Annotated in this window: 18 protein-coding genes; 6 read left to right on the forward strand and 12 right to left on the reverse strand. The window is 31.8% G+C overall.

The annotated features are described in order from the left end of the window. Positions 1-55 precede the first annotated feature (55 nt). Positions 56-1,126 carry a bifunctional 3-deoxy-7-phosphoheptulonate synthase/chorismate mutase type II gene (locus tag QYS48_RS01665; RefSeq protein WP_308357257.1) on the forward strand — a complete coding sequence of 357 codons (1,071 nt, stop codon included), beginning with the start codon at positions 56-58 and terminating at the stop codon, positions 1,124-1,126. Beyond that, a complete protein-coding gene (locus QYS48_RS01670) occupies positions 1,116-1,655 on the forward strand; it encodes a prephenate dehydratase domain-containing protein (protein ID WP_308357258.1) in 540 nt (179 codons plus the stop codon). Before QYS48_RS01665 ends, QYS48_RS01670 begins: the two co-directional genes overlap by 11 nt. 20 nt (positions 1,656-1,675) lie before the next feature. Here the strand turns inward: QYS48_RS01670 and QYS48_RS01675 are convergent, their stop codons facing one another. Beyond that, entirely contained in the window at positions 1,676-2,218 is a 543-nt protein-coding gene (locus QYS48_RS01675) for an SRPBCC family protein (RefSeq protein ID WP_308357259.1), read from the reverse strand. Between the two features lie 348 nt (positions 2,219-2,566). Here QYS48_RS01675 and QYS48_RS01680 point away from each other — a divergent pair, with 348 nt between their 5' ends. After that, a complete protein-coding gene (locus tag QYS48_RS01680; protein WP_308357260.1) occupies positions 2,567-3,670 on the forward strand; it encodes a chorismate mutase in 1,104 nt (367 codons plus the stop codon). After that, positions 3,667-4,683 carry a 3-dehydroquinate synthase gene (gene aroB / locus QYS48_RS01685; RefSeq protein ID WP_308357261.1) on the forward strand — a complete coding sequence of 339 codons (1,017 nt, stop codon included), beginning with the start codon at positions 3,667-3,669 and terminating at the stop codon, positions 4,681-4,683. Before QYS48_RS01680 ends, aroB begins: the two co-directional genes overlap by 4 nt. On the opposite strand, the gene QYS48_RS01690 is transcribed toward aroB, so the two are convergent. Continuing rightward, the gene (locus tag QYS48_RS01690; RefSeq protein ID WP_308357262.1) at positions 4,678-4,911 is read right to left on the reverse strand and encodes a hypothetical protein; all 234 of its coding nucleotides are present in this window, start codon (positions 4,909-4,911) and stop codon (positions 4,678-4,680) included. The two genes, aroB and QYS48_RS01690, sit on opposite strands and share 6 nt — an antisense overlap. Before the next feature lie 172 nt (positions 4,912-5,083). On the opposite strand from QYS48_RS01690, the gene QYS48_RS01695 reads away from it, so the two are divergent. After that, a complete protein-coding gene (locus QYS48_RS01695) occupies positions 5,084-6,235 on the forward strand; it encodes a 3-phosphoshikimate 1-carboxyvinyltransferase (protein ID WP_308357263.1) in 1,152 nt (383 codons plus the stop codon). Here QYS48_RS01695 and QYS48_RS01700 read toward each other — a convergent pair. The 6 genes from QYS48_RS01700 to QYS48_RS01725 all read right to left on the reverse strand — a co-directional run bounded on the left by QYS48_RS01700 (position 6,200) and on the right by QYS48_RS01725 (position 11,752). Further along, positions 6,200-6,994 carry a helical backbone metal receptor gene (locus QYS48_RS01700; protein ID WP_308357264.1) on the reverse strand — a complete coding sequence of 265 codons (795 nt, stop codon included), beginning with the start codon at positions 6,992-6,994 and terminating at the stop codon, positions 6,200-6,202. The two genes, QYS48_RS01695 and QYS48_RS01700, sit on opposite strands and share 36 nt — an antisense overlap. Positions 6,995-7,076: 82 nt before the next feature. Continuing rightward, positions 7,077-7,601, reverse strand: coding sequence for a YfiR family protein (locus tag QYS48_RS01705; RefSeq protein WP_308357265.1), 525 nt, complete (start codon positions 7,599-7,601; stop codon positions 7,077-7,079). 208 nt (positions 7,602-7,809) lie between these two features. After that, positions 7,810-8,328 carry a YfiR family protein gene (locus tag QYS48_RS01710; protein ID WP_308357266.1) on the reverse strand — a complete coding sequence of 173 codons (519 nt, stop codon included), beginning with the start codon at positions 8,326-8,328 and terminating at the stop codon, positions 7,810-7,812. A 100-nt stretch (positions 8,329-8,428) separates the two neighbouring features. Continuing rightward, on the reverse strand, positions 8,429-9,505 hold the full coding sequence (locus QYS48_RS01715) for a M42 family metallopeptidase (RefSeq protein WP_308357267.1): 1,077 nt from the start codon (positions 9,503-9,505) through the stop codon (positions 8,429-8,431). A 496-nt stretch (positions 9,506-10,001) separates the two neighbouring features. Further along, positions 10,002-11,279, reverse strand: a complete 1,278-nt coding sequence (locus QYS48_RS01720) for an amidohydrolase family protein (protein ID WP_308357268.1) — start codon at positions 11,277-11,279, stop codon at positions 10,002-10,004. A gap of 32 nt (positions 11,280-11,311) precedes the next feature. Continuing rightward, entirely contained in the window at positions 11,312-11,752 is a 441-nt protein-coding gene (locus tag QYS48_RS01725; RefSeq protein ID WP_308357269.1) for a hypothetical protein, read from the reverse strand. A gap of 73 nt (positions 11,753-11,825) precedes the next feature. Here QYS48_RS01725 and QYS48_RS01730 point away from each other — a divergent pair, with 73 nt between their 5' ends. Then, positions 11,826-12,419, forward strand: a complete 594-nt coding sequence (locus QYS48_RS01730; RefSeq protein ID WP_308357270.1) for an ACP phosphodiesterase — start codon at positions 11,826-11,828, stop codon at positions 12,417-12,419. Between the two features lie 57 nt (positions 12,420-12,476). On the opposite strand, the gene QYS48_RS01735 is transcribed toward QYS48_RS01730, so the two are convergent. The 4 genes from QYS48_RS01735 to QYS48_RS01750 all read right to left on the reverse strand — a co-directional run bounded on the left by QYS48_RS01735 (position 12,477) and on the right by QYS48_RS01750 (position 15,644). Next, complete coding sequence (locus QYS48_RS01735) at positions 12,477-12,851, reverse strand: carboxypeptidase regulatory-like domain-containing protein (RefSeq protein WP_308357271.1); 375 nt, start codon at positions 12,849-12,851, stop codon at positions 12,477-12,479. Positions 12,852-12,901: 50 nt separating this feature from the next. Continuing rightward, a complete protein-coding gene (locus tag QYS48_RS01740) occupies positions 12,902-13,576 on the reverse strand; it encodes an ABC transporter ATP-binding protein (protein WP_308357272.1) in 675 nt (224 codons plus the stop codon). After that, positions 13,569-14,489 carry a hypothetical protein gene (locus tag QYS48_RS01745; protein ID WP_308357273.1) on the reverse strand — a complete coding sequence of 307 codons (921 nt, stop codon included), beginning with the start codon at positions 14,487-14,489 and terminating at the stop codon, positions 13,569-13,571. Before QYS48_RS01745 ends, QYS48_RS01740 begins: the two co-directional genes overlap by 8 nt. Before the next feature lie 78 nt (positions 14,490-14,567). Further along, positions 14,568-15,644 (reverse strand): acyl-CoA desaturase, encoded by a 1,077-nt coding sequence (locus QYS48_RS01750; RefSeq protein WP_308357274.1) that lies wholly within the window; start codon positions 15,642-15,644, stop codon positions 14,568-14,570. Positions 15,645-15,767: the final 123 nt, after the last annotated feature.

Here is a 15,767-nt window from a genome sequence, read left to right on the forward strand (position 1 = left end):
GATGTCACACGCTTTTTGTTAAATTGATTAACTTGCGACATTTTAGAAAAAATTTATGAAGATAAAAAATTGGTATTCTGATAAGAAACCCTGGATTATAACAGGGCCTTGTAGTGCAGAAACTGAGGATCAATTACTTGACACCGTTACACAATTGGTAGATAATGGATTTGATACTATAAGAGCTGGAGTATGGAAACCTAGAACTCGGCCAAATAGCTTTGAAGGAGTTGGGGAAATTGCTTTCCCTTGGATAAAAAAAGCAAAAGAAAAATTTCCTCATATTCAATTTGCAATAGAAGTAGCTTCAGCTGAACACGTTGAATTAGCACTTAAAAATGATATTGATATTTTATGGGTTGGGGCCAGAACCACCGTTAATCCCTTCAATGTTCAAGAAATAGCCGATGCTGTAAGAGGTGTTGAGGATAAACCAATTTTAATTAAAAATCCCATCAACCCTGATTTGGCATTATGGATGGGAGCATTAGAAAGATTTGATGCGGTAGGGATAAAAAAACTGGGTGCGATCCATCGTGGATTTTCTACATATCAAGAAAGTATTTATAGGAATATTCCTTTATGGCAAATCCCTATTGAATTAAAATCAAACTTTCCTGATTTACTATTAATTAATGACCCTAGTCATATTGCTGGCAAAAGAGAACTACTATTTGAAATTGCTCAAAAAGCGATGGATTTACAGTATGACGGATTAATTATAGAGTCTCACCGATCACCTAACGAAGCCTGGAGTGATGCTGCTCAGCAATTAACTCCTAAAGCATTGAAAGAGATGCTTGACTCTATAAAAATTAGAGAAAAGAGTTTCCCAAATAAAGATTTTAAAAACGAGTTAGAAGGGATTCGAGATCAAATAGATGAAACGGATAAAGAATTATTAGAAGTTCTATCAAGAAGACTTGAATTGGTTAAAAAGATTGGGCAATATAAAAAAGAGAAAAACGTAGCCATTTTCCAATTAGATCGATGGAATAAAATCATTGAAAACAGACCAGTATGGGCTAAAAAATTACATTTAGATGCAGATTTTATAAAATCAATCTATCAAGATATCCATGATGAATCTATAAGAATTCAGACAGAAATATATAATGAAGAATAAAAAGAAAGTATATACTTTAGGTCCCAAGGGGTCATTCCATCACCTTTCCTGCAAAGAATATTTAGGTGGAGAAAGCGAAATTGAATTCTGTAAAAGCTTCGGTGGAATTTTTGAAGCTGTAAAAGCAGGGAATCTGGGCTGGATTGCCATATATAATTCCAATACTGGTTTAATTGAGAATCATGAAAATGAGATTAACCGAAACTATAATCAATTGGATGAAATGGACTATGAAGTTCATTTATGTATTGCTGGGATAAAAAAGACCAACCTAAATGATATTGATAAAATTTACTCTCATGAAAAGGCGATTAGCCAGAGTAAAAGGTTTATTAACGAAAAACTTTCAGGTGTTGAGCTAATAAGTTGCTCAAGCACATCAGAAGCAGCACAGAAATTAGCAAATGAAAATATTGAAAAAGCAGGAGCTATTTGCCATGCAGAAACTGCGAAGTTTTATAATCTAGAGATATTAGCTCAGATACCTAATAAAAGAAAAAATGAAACTACATTTTCATTCTTTGCCTGAATGAAAATGTAGTAATTATATTATTCTGATTCTAAAATATCTTTTAAATTTCCTAAGCCGTATTCAAAATCTGCTCCTAGCATGGCATCAAAATCCATAGTTAGCAATAGTAAATTCATCGGATAATCCATACTCCCTTCAAATCCCCATATTACTTTTGTTTTTCCAGCTTCTATTTCTTCAACTGCCATATAGGCCATTTCAGTGGATTCAAATGGCTCAATAAATCTTAATTCTGTTTCTACTCTTTCCCCTTCTATAATTTTAGTAATTTCTTGCTCTCCTTTACCTAGTTCTTCATTATCGCTATCCCAAGCTGAAACAAAACCAACCTGTCCGTCAGTACCTGAAAATGATTTTTTCATATTAGGATCAGCACTTGCCCACCTACTCCAATTATCCTGATTCTTTAAATACTTTATGTATTCGAAGACTTTATCTTTCGGTTCATTAACTATTATCTCTCTTTCAACTGCATAATCATTTTCAGCTACTGCAGCAATTAATAGTAAGGCTACAATAATTGCAACAACTGTAAATCCTATAATTTTTAAAACTTTCATGATAATGGCATTAAATTAAAACCTATACTAATGTAATTAATTATCGGTAAAATCTTATAATCTGCAGAAGATAATTACCGCCAAATATAAAAGCTAACAAACGTTAGATAGATAAATATTTCATCTATTATTATATTTTTTATAAAATTTTATTTTGTTTTAAGAAAATCGAATTATACATTTGAAGCATGAGAAATTTACAAGGACAATTTTATTTTTACTTTTATTATAGCCCGCTAAAGCGAGTTGGTCCTTGTCATGATATGTAACTACTAAACTAAATCATACTACAAGCCCGATTCGCAAGAGTCGGGCTTTTTTTATGCTCAAAAACTTAATTAGAAATATATGAATACACTTAAAATGAAAAATTGGGGACTTGGCTTAGGCAAACACGTAATTATTGCCGGCCCTTGTTCGGTTGAAACTGAAAAACAAATTGATGATTTATGCAATAGCTTTGAGCGCGAACCTCAGATAGGAATGTTCCGTGCAGGCATATGGAAGCCAAGAACCCGACCTGGTAATTTTGAAGGACTTGGCGACCAAGCCTTACCCTGGCTTCAAAAGGTTAAAAATCGTTTAAACATACCCGTATGTGTTGAAGTAGCCAAAGCGGCTCATGTAGAATCCGCTTTAAAACATGGTATTGATGTTTTATGGATTGGAGCAAGAACTACTGTAAATCCTTTTTCTGTGCAAGAAATTGCTGACTCACTTCAAGGAGTTGACATACCTGTAATGGTTAAAAATCCAATAAATCCTGACTTAGCATTATGGATAGGAGCCTTAGAAAGAATGAATAAAGTGGGGATAAATAAACTAGCTGCTATTCATAGAGGCTTTGCAGATCCTTACGACAAAATATATCGCAATAAACCTAATTGGAATTTAGCGATGCAGCTTAAATTAGAATTACCCGATTTAGAAATCATTAATGACCCTAGTCATATTGCAGGAAAGTCTGAAATGATTTTTGATGTAGCACAAAGAGCATTGAATTTCGGAATGGATGGCTTGATGATAGAAACGCATCCTAATCCGGAAGCAGCTTGGTCAGATGCTCGACAGCAATTAAATCCTGAGCAATTATTAACCATTCTAAAAGAAATCTCTTTTAGAGAAAGAATTGATTTTGAAAATCAGATTCCTGAAAATTTAAAAGAAATGAGAGAATCTATCGATCATATTGATCAAAAACTAATAGATTTACTTTCAGATCGATTTCATTTGATTGATCAAGTAGGTGCATACAAAAAAGCTCACGATTTATCGGTTTTTCAAGGCGGCAGATGGCAAGATGTTTTGGACAGTAGAACGAAACTAGGTATAAAAAAAGATATGAGTGAAAAATTTATGAAGAGCTTACTCATTGCAATCCATGATGAATCAATCAAAAGGCAAGAAAAACAAATTGCAAACGAGGCTGTAGAGCCTTTAACTATTATATGAGTAAAGTATATTTTAAAAACATTGGTTTTATAAGTAGCATTTTATCTAAAACAGATTTTTCAAAACTCTTTGTTTTAGTAGATGAAAATACACATAAGCATTGTTACCCTTTAATAACTGAACATATAGGGAAACATACTATAATTCAAATAAACTCAGGTGAAAAAAATAAAACTCTAGAAAGTTGCACTCATATTTGGAATTCCCTGACTGAGGCACAAGCAGACCGGAGAAGTTTATTGATTAATCTTGGTGGTGGAGTAATTACAGATATGGGTGGATTTTGTGCCGGAACCTATAAAAGAGGTATAAAATTCATCAATATTCCTACTACACTTTTAGCACAAGTAGATGCAAGTGTAGGTGCTAAAACTGGAATAGATTTTAACGGTTTTAAAAACCACATTGGGCTATTCTGCAATGCAGAGGCTGTATTAATTGACTCTTTATTTCATGAATCATTAGATGAAAGGCAACTAAAATCCGGCTTTGCTGAAATGTTAAAACATGGATTAATTGCTGATTTAAAGCATTGGAATGAATGTTTAAATCAAGGTTATAAAACTGTAGATAATCAATTAATTAAAAAATCAGTTGATATTAAAAAGTCAGTGGTAGAGGCTGACCCGCAAGAAAAGGGATTAAGAAAAATATTAAATTTTGGTCATACCATAGGGCATGCTATTGAATCTCATTTATTAAGTTCTGAAAATGAATTACTACATGGCGAAGCCATTGGTAATGGAATGATAGCAGAGGCTTTTTTAAGCTTTAAAAAAGGATTCATTTCTTCTGAAGATTATATGTTAATCAAAGGTGAACTGAGTAAGTTATATGATAAACCAAAAATAAAAAAAGCCTCTTTTGATGAATTAAAAGGGCTTTGTTTGCAGGATAAAAAAAATGATAATGGTAAACTCAATATGAGCTTATTAAAAACATTAGGCCAGGCTACTTACGATATAGAGATTGATGGAATTTTACTTGAAAGTGCCTTAAATGAAGTATTATAATTTTACTTTTTTTCGAAATGTTCTAGCGCTATGTAAAGCAGAATCACTAATATCATTGAACCAATCGGTATTAATATTTTCCTGTGTTTCTTTTTTGATATTGCGTAATCTGTTTACTACGTTTTTCTTTACTTTTTTACCATTTTTACTGCTAAGAAAAGCTCCAGCAGCCACTACTGTTGCAGCTCCAGCTAGAAAAGAAAAAATTGATTTACTCGTTGCACTCATATAGTATAATTTTAAAGTTGATAAGAATTAAACGCTGAAGAAATAAAAACAGTTTAAATTATTTAAGATTATTTTGAATTATTTTATAAAAAGATATAATTATTCGTCCAGTCCGGACATATCATTGATAAATCCTCCTAGTTCGAAAAGCGAATCGAATCGCTTATTGATTATGAAAGCCCTATCGAATGATAAAATTAATATTTCTAATTTATCAAAAGCAAGAGACACTCAAACTCTAATAAAATTATTAAAGGAAAAAAATAATCTTAAAGAATTTGATGTTTTAGATGCAGGCACTGCTATGCGTTTTCTCACTGCCTATTTAGCAATATCTACTACACAAGAAGTGTGCATTACAGGAACAGAAAGAATGCAAAAAAGACCAATTAAAATTTTAGTAGAAGCATTACAAAAAAGTGGAGCTAGTATAGAATATATAAAAGAAGAAGGGTTCCCTCCCTTAAAAATCGAATCATTTAAAGAGCAAAAAACCAATCAAATTTCAATTCCAGGCAATATTAGTAGTCAATACATTTCTGCTTTACTTATGATTGCACCAAAATTAAAAAATGGACTAGAAATAAGCATAAAAACACCAATTTTCAGCAAACCTTATATTCATATGACCTTGGGTTTAATGAAGTTAGCTGGAATTGAACATACTTTTAATGAGAATAAGATTTCAATTCAAGCTCAAGAATATCAAAATTCTAATATATCAGTGGAAACTGACTGGTCAGCGGCAAGCTATTGGTTTTCAATTATTGCATTATCTGATATAGGAAAGAAAGTGATATTAACCGGTTTAAAAGAAAAAAGCTTCCAAGGAGATAGTATCATAAAAGAAATTACAAAAGATTTTGGCGTAAAATATTCATTTGATGATACTCAACTAATTCTTGAAAAAGTATCGACCAATATTAAAGCTAATCTAACTTTAGATTTTAAGAAGTTTCCTGACTTGGCTCAAACGATATTACCTTGTGCAGCAGCATTAGGTATTAATATGAAAATGACTGGCCTTGAAAGTCTAAAAATAAAGGAAACAGATAGAGTTGCTGCCTTAACCCAAGAATTAGCAAAATTTAGTGTAGAATTAAAAGAACTAAATGATTCACATTGGATGATGGATTCCAGTAATTTCAGGTTTAGACAAGGCCTTGAAATTGCAACTTATGAAGACCATAGAATGGCTATGGGGTTTGCTCCATTAGCCATGCTTCATGACATTTCAATTTTGGACATTGAGGTTGTAAATAAATCTTATCCCTCATTTTGGGAAGATTTAAATCGTTTCGGATTCAATCTCACTGAGCAATAATTGAGCATAATTTGGAAGTTTTAGCATTCTACTTCCATACCAACTGAACATCTCCCCATCAACAATTTTAAAATTGGTATTTGGATATTCTTTTTTAAGTTCTGAAATATGCTCTTCCTTAAATGGATAGGGTTCAGATGAGAGAAAAACCAATTCAGGTTTTTTATTGATAATATCATCCATTGAAATTTCAGGATAACGTTGAATATCAATCACATTTTTGAAACCACATAATTCTAACATATTTGAAATGTAGTTAGCAGACCCTGCCCACATCCATGGATTTTTCCATATACAATAAGCTACTTTAGTTTGCTGATTAGGTATACTTAAGGAGTGAAATTCTTTTTTAATATATTCAACTAATCTATTAGACTCATCTTCTTTATCCGTTATTTTCCCTATTGAAAGCATCATTTCAATCGAAGAATCAAAATCATTTACTTCACTTACATATATGGGGCAAATATCAGCTAATTGATCAACATAATCTTTAGTATTTTCTTCCTTATTGGCTATGATTAAATCAGGTTTCAAATCCTTTATTTGATCAATATGTTGCTGTTTAGTGCCTCCTACTACAGCTTTTTCCTTTAACCAAGTTTTAGGATGTACACAAAATTTGGTAATCCCAACCACTTCTTTATCAAGATTAATATCACTTAAAAATTCTGTTATAGAAGGCACTAAAGATATTATTCTTTTCGGTCTAGTATTGAGTTCAATGGAATTGCCAATTTGATCTTGAAAAATAGCCATAAAAATATTTTGAATATGCTTGAAACAAAAAAAGCTTCATCCAGAAGGACGAAGCTTTTCATGAAATGTTTTTTCTATTTTTTTAAATAACAATACCCATATTAAGTAATTGAGATGATATTTTTAAATTACTATTATCAAAAGTAGCCTTATTAATCTCAAATTTTAACTTACCTCCTACTTCTCTAAAGTTAATTGAAGATCCTTTTTTTCCTAAACCTGATTTATCAGTAACAATAACTGTTGGTTTAGTATCGTATTTTGAAAGTATATCATCAAAGTCTTTACTCATTGAATCGGAAACATATACTAAATGAGCATTATTTATACTTGCCACATCGCTTACTTTCACAACGGAAGCAGTTTGTCCTTTAATACTTCTTTGATTATAAAGATTACTTAGTTGTGTGTAAACGTCATCATCCCCATAAACAGCAATCACAAACTCTCCTGATTTTGTATCATCTGGCCATTCTATGTACTTAATAAAATTAAAAATTAACATAGAATGCAGTTCATGAATAGGTCTTTGAGCCTTCACATTGAACGTATTGAAGCTCACTATCATAAAAAGTAATAGAGCTAATATTTTTGCAGTTCGTTTCATATCTCCTAACATTTGTATTCTACGATTCAATATTAATACATTTCATCATAAATTTATATTCATTCTAACGATAAAGATACCATTTCTATCAAAACATAAAATAAATTCAATTTATACTTGGTTAAGTTTCATTTAAAACAAAAAACCCTAGACTAAAGATTGGAAACCTCAGACTAGGGTAAAAAACTAAACTAAATCACTATGTTTATTAAATCAATATACCCATGCTGGATAATTGATTAGATATTTTTAGGTTATTAGCTTGAATTGAAGATTCATTTATCTCAAATCTAAGCTTACCATTTATTTCCTTAAAATTAATGCAGCTTCCTTCTTTACCTAGCCCATTCTTATCAGTAATCATTAAAGTTGATTTTCCTGAAAATTTATTTTTAGCAGCGTCAAAATCTCTACTTTTATTGCTCGCTAAATAAAGTACATGAGCATTTGTTACAGCATTAATATCATCTGCTTTTACAACCTTAACAGTTTGACCTTTAACTGTTCTATTAGAATAGAAAGCTTCGATTGTAGAGGCAACGTTTTCATCTCCAACCACAGCTATTACAAAGTTTCCTGACTTTGCATCTGCTGGCCACTCTACATATTTAATGAAATTAAACATTAACATAGAATGGATCTCGTGCATTGGTCTATCTCCTGATTTAAGAGAAAACCCTACTGCCATTAGTGCAATTACGATTAGTACTTTACTGATTCTTTTCATTTTGTATTTATTGATAATTTACTCTACAAAGGTAAAAGGTTGATATTTATCAGTAAATCGAAAAAGCACGATAAGCTTTCAGAAGTAATATTTTGATAGATTACGACAAATTGTATTTGAAATCATGCTCATTTTTAAGGTTTACAACAAATGAATGTAATAAATCAATCACTGACTGAACATCCTTAGAGTGTACCATTTCAACTGTGGTATGCATGTACTTCAATGGAAGTGATACTAAAGCAGATGGAACGCCCTCGTTACTATATGCAAATGCATCTGTATCAGTACCTGTAGCCCGGCTAGCCGCTGATCTTTGGAAAGGAATTTTACCTTTTTCAGCTAATTCAATTAACATCTTTAACAGATTATTTTGAACTGCAGGTCCGTAAGTAAGTACCGGACCATTTCCTGATTTCTGATCACCACTTTCAATCTTATTATACAAAGGTGAGTGTGTATCATGGCATACATCAGTTATCACTGCTACATCAGGTTTGATTTTATGAGCTATCATATGGGCGCCTTTTAGTCCAACTTCCTCTTGTACAGCATTTACAATATAAAGAGCGAATGGAATTTTATCTTTATTTTCATGAATCTTCCTTGCTACTTCGGCTATCATGAAGCCCCCAATTCTATTATCTAAAGCTCGGCCTACTATGTAGTCTTTATCTTTTAGATACATTGCCTCATCATCGAATGTAATTACACAGCCTACATGGATTCCCATCTTCTCAACTTCTTCTTTATTAGCAGCGCCTACATCAATGAAGATATTTTTTAATTCCGGCTTGATATCATTCTCTTTGTTTCTAACATGAATTGCAGGCCAACCAAAAATACCTTTCACTATCCCTTTATCCGTATGGATATTAACACGTTTTGAAGGTGCAATCTGATGATCTGAACCACCATTTCTGATTACATAGATATAACCATCATCTGAAATATAATTTACAAACCAAGAAATTTCATCAGCATGGGCTTCTATTACTACTTTATAAGGAGCATCCTTATTAATGATTGCAGCTACCGATCCGTAATTGTCTTGTATATAATCATCAGTGTAGGGCTTAACATAATCTAACCAAAGCTTTTGGCCATTAGTCTCAAAGCCTGTTGGTGCTGCATTATTTAAATATTTAAATAGAAAATCTTCTGCTATCTTATCCATAAATTATAATTTATTAAAACTATGCTAAGATAAGCGTTGAGAACTCATAAAGGTTACCAGAAATCTATTTTTTATGTATTAAGACACCTATCTCTTTCCAGCAGCTAGAAATGGAAATAGAAAAATAGCACCAACAGCCGCAAAAGATAAATTAATAGCAAATCCTAAAATTCGGAGTGGCAGTGTGATAAGCCATATAAAAGGATAAAGAATTAATGCTATGATTGCTACGGGCCAGCAAATCACCAATAAAATACACCAAAGTAGGAACTTAATCATATCTATATCTTTTTAAAATAGATATTCAATAGCCGTACCAAAATACTAAAGCATCATTTAAGGCATTAAAATGAACTTTTGGCTGGATTGAATAGAGGGAATTGTATAATTATCGGACAGTAGGATGTACAAATATGTACACTGATTCATTACAGTACAGAAATAAAAAAGCCCACTTTTGTGGGCCTTACTATATTTTGATTGTATCTGATGATTTTTAGTTCTTATAAATCTTTCCTTTTTTCATCACAAACTTCACATCCTCCATTGTATTAACATTTTCAGTTGGATCATCTTCTACTGCAATAATATCAGCCATTTTACCTTTAGCAATAGAACCATATTGATCATATACCTTTAATAATTTAGCTGGAGTAACTGTAGCTGATACAATAGCCTCCATTGCAGGCATTCCTGCTTCTACCATATAACCAAACTCTTTCCCATTTTCCCCATGTTTAAATACACCGGCATCAGTACCAAAGGCAATGTTCACACCTTTCTTATAGGCCTTCGAAAATGTATCTTGAATTTTAGGACCAATCGCCTTAGCTTTTGGCACTACCACTTCAGGATAATAGCCTTCAATTTCAGCTAATTCAGCTACACTTTTACCCGCTGTAATAGTAGGTACATAGTAAGCATCATATTCTTTCATCAACTCCATCGTTTCTTCAGACATTAAAGTACCATGTTCAATGGTTTTAATTCCAGCTCTAATGGCTCTTTGCATACCTTCATCTCCATGAGCATGAGCGGCTGTGATCATACCATAATCATTAGCTGTTTCTACTATAGCTTTTAATTCATCTTCAAAAAACTGAGGATTTTGGCCATTTTTAGCCATACTTAATACGCCACCTGTAGCCGTTATTTTAATTACATCAGCTCCGTTTTTATAACGCTGTCTAACAGCTTTTCTAGCTTCTTCAGGGCTATTCACTACTCCCTCAGCAGGACCTGGATTTCCCATTAAATCACTTTTGTATCCATTGGTTGGATCAGCGTGACCACCTGTAGTAGCAATTGATTTTCCGGCTGAGTAAATAGTAGGCCCATCTACATAACCTTTGTTAATGGCATCTCTAAGACTCGAGTTTACTCCAGTCCCCCCCAAATCCCTTACAGAAGTAAAGCCAGCCATTAATGTTTTTTTAGCATAAACTACAGATTGAAATGCAATATCGGCTTCATTCAAAGTAAATCTCTTAATATAACCATCTTTAGCAGTTTCACTTTCAATATGAACATGCATATCGAATAATCCTGGCATAACTGTCTTTGACTTAAGATCAATGACTTCAACACCATCTTCAGCATTTTTATAGCCTTTTTCTAAACCGACAATTTTTTGTCCCTCCACTATTACGGTCATTTCTTCTAAGATCTTACCTTTTTCAACATCAATCAATTTACCACAATGCAAATAGCTTGTTTGAGCCAAAGAAGAAAAACTCAAATAAACCAAAGAGAATAATAGAATTAGCTTTTTCATATAGTATTTATTAGTTAATGGATATTTATTTCTTATAGAAAGTCTTCCGGGTAATTGATGTATAGCTCTAATTCCTCATCTTTCAATTCAGGCTCCTCATTCACATCTTTTGCGGTTACTATAGAATTTGTAATGCTTCCTACCAGTCCTCTGTCTAATCCCATCCTTTCTGCAATAACAGAACACATCTGAGCTTCTCTCTCATCTAGTTTATTATCGACCAGCATCATTTGGATATATTCATATAGAAAAACAATCTTTTCTTTTAAAGTATCCGGTTCTTCAAAGCTTATTTCAGAAGATTCATCAATAATTTTATCGACCTCCTTTTCAGTCACCCCATTTTTTCGTCCTAGCGCATAAAGGTATCTTTTTTCTTCCTTTACAAAGTTATTATCAATTTTAGCTAACTGATATAAATGTATCAGATGAGAATGTATTTTTTCTTTAGTCAAGGCAAGTTGAAATTTCATTTTAACACACAATATAAAGCAAGATACAAAATGTTATAGGTATTTCCATTGAATTTAACTTATATTGAAGTCCATGAATTTTTTGGCTCACATATATCTTTCAGGTGAATCTGATGAAATAAAAATCGGGAATTTTATAGGTGATTTTGTTAAAGCATCTGATATGGAGCGTTTTAATGAAGGGATCAATAGAGGTATAAAATTGCATTGGGCAATTGACGAATTCACTGATCATCACGCTGTTGTACAAAACAGCAAAGATAGATTAAGACCTAAATATGGACATTATGCTGGAGTTATTATCGATATTTTTTATGATCATTTCTTAGCGAGAAACTGGAATGATTTTCATTCTACCCCACTCAGAAAATTTGTAGATGAAACTTATAATATGTTTAATCAAAATTTAGACATCCTTCCTGAAAATGTTCAATATGTTTTGCCGTATATGATTAAAAATGATTGGTTATATAATTACCAATATTTTGATGGAATTGAAAAAGTGATGCAAGGGATGGCGAATCGATCGAATTTCAATTCTAAAATGGAACAGTCAATCGATGAACTGAAAAAATATCATAAGGAATTTGAGAAAGAATTTCAGGAGTTTTTCCCAGAGCTTATTGACTTTTCCAAGACCTTCCTAGAAATGAAAATGAATCATTAGAAATAAAAAAAGCTGATGATAAAATCACCAGCTTGAAATAAATGCTATTAAGTACAACTACTGAATCACAATAGCTACTTTATTTAGCTTTTTGGCCACTAATGTATCCGTTTTAACTCCTAAGTTATTATTATTCATTTTACCTTTCTCGGCATAAACGTGATAAACTGTAGGCTCTAAATCTTTGAAGGTTACTCTTCCTTTATCATCAGTCATCTGAGGCTCAGTAACTGGATTTTCTCCTTTTCTATAATCCTCATTATTGCTGTATAAAGTTACCGTTGCTCCTTCTTGAATATTACCTAAATCATCCTGAATTGTGATTCTAAGATTAGTTTTAAAAAACTGATCATTAATATCTTTGGGGGTAAATTGAAAAAACAAAAATGCTGATAGTGTTAATAAACTTAATGTTAGTGTTAATTTTTTCATACTATTTTTTTTCCTTTTAACGTTTGATTTTTAGAATTGTTATTGAATCATTATAATCCTAGAATACCTATATCTTTTTTAAATCCAGATTTTATTTCTGATTCTAATTTACTAAAATGGCTCTTTGTAAAACCTGAACTTAATTCGCCTTCCTCAAAAAGAAATATCTGATCACAAATATTGGTTAAGCTTGAATAAATATGTGAGGAGACTAGTAATATCTTTCCTAATTCTTTTAGCTTTAAAAAAATATCTGATAATATTAAATTACTCTGCATATCCACACCATTAAATGGCTCATCTAATAAGAATACTTCATTTTTCTGCATTAAAATGGCCAATAAAGCTAGTTTCTTCTTCATACCCGTAGAATAATGAGAAGCATATTCATCTAAAGGAAGATCAAAGATGTTCTTTTTATCGAGATCACTATAATCTTGATTTCTAGCATTACACATTAATACAATATATTCGCGACCAGTCAATTTTGATAAAAAATCAGGCTCGGTAAGCAAGAGTCCTGTATTATTCTTCAAACTAGAGAAACTTGAAGTAATGGAACCATAATAATCCTCAATACCTGTTAAACATTTAAAAAATGTGGTTTTACCAGCACCGTTAGCTCCAACAATACCATAAATTTGTCCTCCATCAATACTAAGATTGATGTTTTTCAATATAGACTTATTACCATACGATTTCGATAGATTCTCTATTTTAATCATCTAAATATTTAGCTAAACTCTTTACAGATTGAACATAAAAATACGGAATTAAAGCAATTAAGAGTGGAGGAAAATATACAGCCAATGCAACTAACATACTTTCTTTAACTCCAATTCTTTCTGGAAATGCAGAATATTTTAATAAAATTGCTCCTGATAGAAAAAGTACTCCCAAAAAATAAAAAATCAGTATTAATAAAATTTTATCGCTAAAAAAGTAAAAGAATAATACTAATTCAGCACCATAAAGCACGAAATGCTGAAAAAATGCCAATTTAATTTTTTTCAATAGAAATAAATGTGATCTATGCTTGTATACCCATACATACCCGAGCAGATCTTGATGCATAAAATATCCAGCTGAAAGTATAAACTGTATAAAAATGACGAATAATGCTAGATGAAAATTAGCATATATAATTGATATAGCAACTAAGAAATACGAAGCTAATATTAGTGGGAAAGTTTTTCTAAAGCCTATGATAAACTCATGAGGGTACTTCCCGAATGGAGTTGGAACTACAAAGTTAAATGAAAATCCTCTTTTATAAAAAGCAAGTAAAAAACTTAAAATGAAAAGAATTAGAGCCAATTGGGGGTATGAATAATAAAGTAAAAAAACTGCAAATGGAAGTGAAAGAATTAAACTCTCAATAAGTCTGATTTTATAGAATTTTTTAGGTGGAAAGCAAAATTCTAGAAACCTCAACCTTCTTTTTGAAGCTATTTTTGCTATCAAAAATATAGGTACTAAGATGTAAATAAAGTGTAGGTTATTATTCTCTGAGAGTGTATAATTTGAAAAGAATACAAATGCAATAAAAATCAAAGCCCAACCTAAATACTTATTAATCCCTGCATCAGTTATATACCTGCTAAGGATTTTAAGCTGAATCTTAAAATAAACCTTCAAAATCAATTCCACTTATTAAATGACATAAAAAAAGCAATAAATATCTATTTATTGCTTTTTTCGAGATTATACAAAAAATTATGCTGTTTGCCCAATCAATTTCAAGTGTCTTGTATGTGACCCCATTGCAGCTAACATACTTGGAAATTCATTATAAGCAATGTTAAATTGTTCGCAGGTTTCTTTAACCAACTTATTGATAGCAGGATAGTGAACATGGCTAATTCTTGGAAATAAGTGGTGTTCCACCTGGAAATTCAATCCTCCTGTATACCAATTTAATATTTTACTTTTAGTACCAAAGTTAGCGGTAGTTCTAATCTGATGAATCGCCCATTCTGTAGGGATGACTCTTTCACCTTCTACTGGTGCATCATGAAAATCAGTAGATTCTACAACGTGAGCTAATTGAAAAACTACTCCAATTGTCCAACCAGTCACCACTGAAACTGTTAAATATCCTAAAACAGTAGCTAAAACACCTTTCATTAAAATAGGTAATACAAAGAAAGTAGTGATATATGCTAACTTTGTAGCCCAGAAAATGATATGCTCTTTAACGCTCATTTTAGCTAATTCCGTATTGGCTACTTTTCTTGTAAAATACTTTTTGAAATCCTGAAAGAAAACCCAGAATGCATAAGATGTTGCATACAACGGATATGCATATACATGCTGAAACTTATGATACCATCTTTTCTTTTGGTGAGTAGATACTCTAATAAAAGGACCTATATTAATATCATCATCCATCCCTTCTATATTGGTAAATGAATGGTGATTCTTATTGTGTTTGTTTTTCCAGATGAAAACTACCCCGCCCATAAGATTTAGGGTTAAGCCCATCATGTAGTTAACATGCTTATTATTTGAGAAGCTGCCGTGAGCTCCATCATGCATCACGTTAAATCCGATAGCCGCTAAATTTAAACCAAATAAGCCGCATAGGACAAGTGATAACCATACAGGCATGCTGACAAAAACGATTAACCCATAAAGTAACCCAAATGATGCTAATAAAATAGTCGCTTTTGTATATAGCTTTCTATTTCCCCAGGTTTTTAAATCGTTTTGTTTAAAATAGGCGTCAACTTTCTTTTTCAATGTTGGAAAAAAGTTGTTGTCTGTGATTTTTGTTGCTGATACTTCTTGCATAATATAATTGTAAAGAACCTGCATAACGAGCAGGTGTTATGAATCATTCATAAATTTAAAACTAATTAATAAGGACCCATAAATTTCAAGAACTATTTATGGTATTGTGGAAAAATAAATCGT

Source organism: Marivirga arenosa, from assembly GCF_030503895.2.
Lineage (GTDB): Bacteria > Bacteroidota > Bacteroidia > Cytophagales > Cyclobacteriaceae > Marivirga > Marivirga arenosa.

Bases quoted from the DNA above. Each gene is read 5' to 3' on its own strand.
- QYS48_RS01665 (WP_308357257.1), top strand. From the start codon at position 56: ATGAAGATAAAAAATTGGTATTCTGATAAGAAACCCTGGATTATAACA.
- QYS48_RS01670 (WP_308357258.1), top strand. From the start codon at position 1,116: ATGAAGAATAAAAAGAAAGTATATACTTTAGGTCCCAAGGGGTCATTC.
- QYS48_RS01675 (WP_308357259.1), bottom strand. From the start codon at position 2,218: ATGAAAGTTTTAAAAATTATAGGATTTACAGTTGTTGCAATTATTGTA.
- QYS48_RS01680 (WP_308357260.1), top strand. From the start codon at position 2,567: ATGAATACACTTAAAATGAAAAATTGGGGACTTGGCTTAGGCAAACAC.
- aroB (WP_308357261.1), top strand. From the start codon at position 3,667: ATGAGTAAAGTATATTTTAAAAACATTGGTTTTATAAGTAGCATTTTA.
- QYS48_RS01690 (WP_308357262.1), bottom strand. From the start codon at position 4,911: ATGAGTGCAACGAGTAAATCAATTTTTTCTTTTCTAGCTGGAGCTGCA.
- QYS48_RS01695 (WP_308357263.1), top strand. From the start codon at position 5,084: ATGAAAGCCCTATCGAATGATAAAATTAATATTTCTAATTTATCAAAA.
- QYS48_RS01700 (WP_308357264.1), bottom strand. From the start codon at position 6,994: ATGGCTATTTTTCAAGATCAAATTGGCAATTCCATTGAACTCAATACT.
- QYS48_RS01705 (WP_308357265.1), bottom strand. From the start codon at position 7,601: ATGAAACGAACTGCAAAAATATTAGCTCTATTACTTTTTATGATAGTG.
- QYS48_RS01710 (WP_308357266.1), bottom strand. From the start codon at position 8,328: ATGAAAAGAATCAGTAAAGTACTAATCGTAATTGCACTAATGGCAGTA.
- QYS48_RS01715 (WP_308357267.1), bottom strand. From the start codon at position 9,505: ATGGATAAGATAGCAGAAGATTTTCTATTTAAATATTTAAATAATGCA.
- QYS48_RS01720 (WP_308357268.1), bottom strand. From the start codon at position 11,279: ATGAAAAAGCTAATTCTATTATTCTCTTTGGTTTATTTGAGTTTTTCT.
- QYS48_RS01725 (WP_308357269.1), bottom strand. From the start codon at position 11,752: ATGAAATTTCAACTTGCCTTGACTAAAGAAAAAATACATTCTCATCTG.
- QYS48_RS01730 (WP_308357270.1), top strand. From the start codon at position 11,826: ATGAATTTTTTGGCTCACATATATCTTTCAGGTGAATCTGATGAAATA.
- QYS48_RS01735 (WP_308357271.1), bottom strand. From the start codon at position 12,851: ATGAAAAAATTAACACTAACATTAAGTTTATTAACACTATCAGCATTT.
- QYS48_RS01740 (WP_308357272.1), bottom strand. From the start codon at position 13,576: ATGATTAAAATAGAGAATCTATCGAAATCGTATGGTAATAAGTCTATA.
- QYS48_RS01750 (WP_308357274.1), bottom strand. From the start codon at position 15,644: ATGCAAGAAGTATCAGCAACAAAAATCACAGACAACAACTTTTTTCCA.